Annotated in this window: 4 protein-coding genes; all 4 read right to left on the reverse strand. The window is 71.7% G+C overall.

The genetic code is table 11. From position 1 onward, the window contains the following. On the reverse strand, positions 1 to 1,136 hold a 1,136-nt coding region (locus tag H3C53_06375), incomplete at its 3' end, for an MFS transporter (protein MBW7916297.1). Continuing rightward, positions 1,133 to 1,576 (reverse strand): monovalent cation/H(+) antiporter subunit G, encoded by a 444-nt coding sequence (locus tag H3C53_06380; GenBank protein ID MBW7916298.1) that lies wholly within the window; start codon positions 1,574 to 1,576, stop codon positions 1,133 to 1,135. The genes H3C53_06380 and H3C53_06375, both read right to left, overlap by 4 nt. Then, complete coding sequence (locus H3C53_06385; GenBank protein MBW7916299.1) at positions 1,573 to 1,857, reverse strand: K+/H+ antiporter subunit F; 285 nt, start codon at positions 1,855 to 1,857, stop codon at positions 1,573 to 1,575. The genes H3C53_06380 and H3C53_06385 overlap by 4 nt, the downstream gene beginning before the upstream one ends. 43 nt (positions 1,858 to 1,900) lie before the next feature. Next, positions 1,901 to 2,113 (reverse strand): Na+/H+ antiporter subunit E (locus H3C53_06390; GenBank protein ID MBW7916300.1); only part of this gene is annotated, 213 nt, incomplete at its 5' end.

Below are 2,113 nucleotides of genomic sequence, written 5' to 3' on the forward strand. Positions count from 1 at the left end.
CCGAGCACGTCCATCGCCCAGCCGACGCCCGCCGGCGCCACGATGGAGGCGGCGGAGCCGAACAGGTAGTACATGCCGGTGTAGAAGCCCACGCGCTCGTCGCCGCCCTGGTTGACGACCAGCGGGTAGGCGGGCACCAGCACGAGGGCCCACGAGGCGCCGCCCAGGCCCAGCCACACGGAGAGGGTGGCGGGCTCGGCCACGAACGTGGCGATGACCAGCCACACGGCCAGGAGCAGCGCACCGGCGCGCATGGTGTTCATCTCGCCCCAGCGCCTGGCCAGGTGCCCGGCCGGCAGCGCCATGACCACGAAGCCGGCGATGGTGACGCCCATGATCACGCCGGCGTTGCCCGCCGAGAGACCGAACTGCTCCGTGGCGAAGGTGCTGAACTGCGCCTCGAGCGCGGAGTAGCCGAAGAACGCGAAGAACACGGCCGCGAGGATGAGCAGGATGTTGCCCTGGCCCGGGCCAAGGAGCGTGCCCGCGTCGCGCAGGAGCCCACCCAAGAGCGGAGCGTCGTCCTGTATCACGCTCATCTCCACGTGCTCGGGGTGAGTGGTGGTGGCGGCGCGCACCGCGAACAGGGCCGAGAGCGTGACCGCGCCCGCCACGCCGAACGGGAGCCAGATGGCCACCTCGGAGAGGGGGGCGAGGATCAGCAGGCCGAGGGCGCCGCCGACGGCGCCGAGCATGGTGAGCACGGCGTTGGCGTGCGGCCGACCCGCGGGGGCCACGTGGTCGGGCATCAGCGCCGCCAGGGGGGCGCGGAAGGTGGTCATGGCGAGCAGGAAGACGATGTCGACCGCCATCAGGGTCCAGAAGGCCGCCTTGGCGAACGGCAGCGCCGCGAAGAGGAGCGCGGCCATGGGCATGCTGACGACGAGGAACGGTAGGCGTTTGCCCAAGGGTCCCTCGATGCGGTCGGACCATGCCCCTATGATCGGCACCAGGAGGAGGCCGAGCACGTTGTCTAGGCCCATGATGGCGCCGCGCACCCCGCTGGAGCTCACGAACTCGCGCAGGAGGAGAGGCATGAATATGTTGTAGAGGCCCCAGGTTATCGCCAGGCTGGCCGCGCCCACCCCGAGGCCCAGCAACTGCCACCCGTTGAGGCCGAGGTAGCGGCGGTTCACGGCTCGTCGGCCTCCGGCGGCGCGTCCTCGGCCACCCGCCTGGCCGCCTCCGCTTGAGCGTCCGCTAGTTCCACGGCCTTGCGGCGCCACTCGGCGTCCTCGCTGCCGGGTTCGGGCCTCGCGCCGTAGGCCTGGGTCCGGTCGCGGGCCAGGGCGGCGCGCGCGAGCAGCATGGTCGTCACGGGGTTCACGAGCGGGATGAACACGATGGCCAACAGCGCCTTGGGCATGAACCTACCCTCGAGGAACGAGAAGTAGACCGCGCTGGCGAGCAGGATGCAGGTGGCGCCGAGGGTGGCGGCCAGCGTGGGCGGGTGCGCTCGCGCGTAGAACGACCTGAGCCGCAACAGGCCCAGGGCGCCCACCGCCGCCACCACCGCGCCCAACAGGGCGAGGACCGCCGTGACGAGCGCGGCCGCCAGCGGCACCCCCTCGGTCACTCGATCACCTCGCCGCGCATCAGGAACTTGGCCAGGGCCGAGCTGCTCACGAAGCCGAGCAGCGTCATGACGATGGCGGCCTCGATGTACCCGGGCTCCGCCACCCGCATGCCGAACACCACGACCTGCAGGGCCGCGTTGAGGTACAGCGCGTCGAAAGCCAGCACGCGGTCCTGCGCGCGTGGGCCCTTCACCAGCCGCGCGGCCGCGAACACGAGGCCCAGCGCCAGCAGGCCGTGGGCCACCAAGAGGGCCCAGTGGAGCACGGCGGCCGACGTCACGACCCCACCCGGCGCCCCGGGCGGCAGGCCGCCGGAGGTGCGTTCACTCGAACACCTCGAGCAGCCGCCGCTCGTACCGGCCCTTGATGGTGCGCACCCACTGCTCGTCGTCCACCAGGTCGAGCACGTGGATCGTCACCACGTTGGTGCGCGTGTCGTACGCCGCCCAGAAGGTGCCAGGCGTGGCGGTGATGATGGTCGCCAGCGCCGCCAGGGCGTGGGGGCTCCTGATGTCGAGCGGGATGTTCACGAAGCC

It is taken from the genome of Trueperaceae bacterium (assembly GCA_019454765.1).
In the GTDB taxonomy this organism is placed as follows: Bacteria; Deinococcota; Deinococci; order Deinococcales; family Trueperaceae; genus JAAYYF01.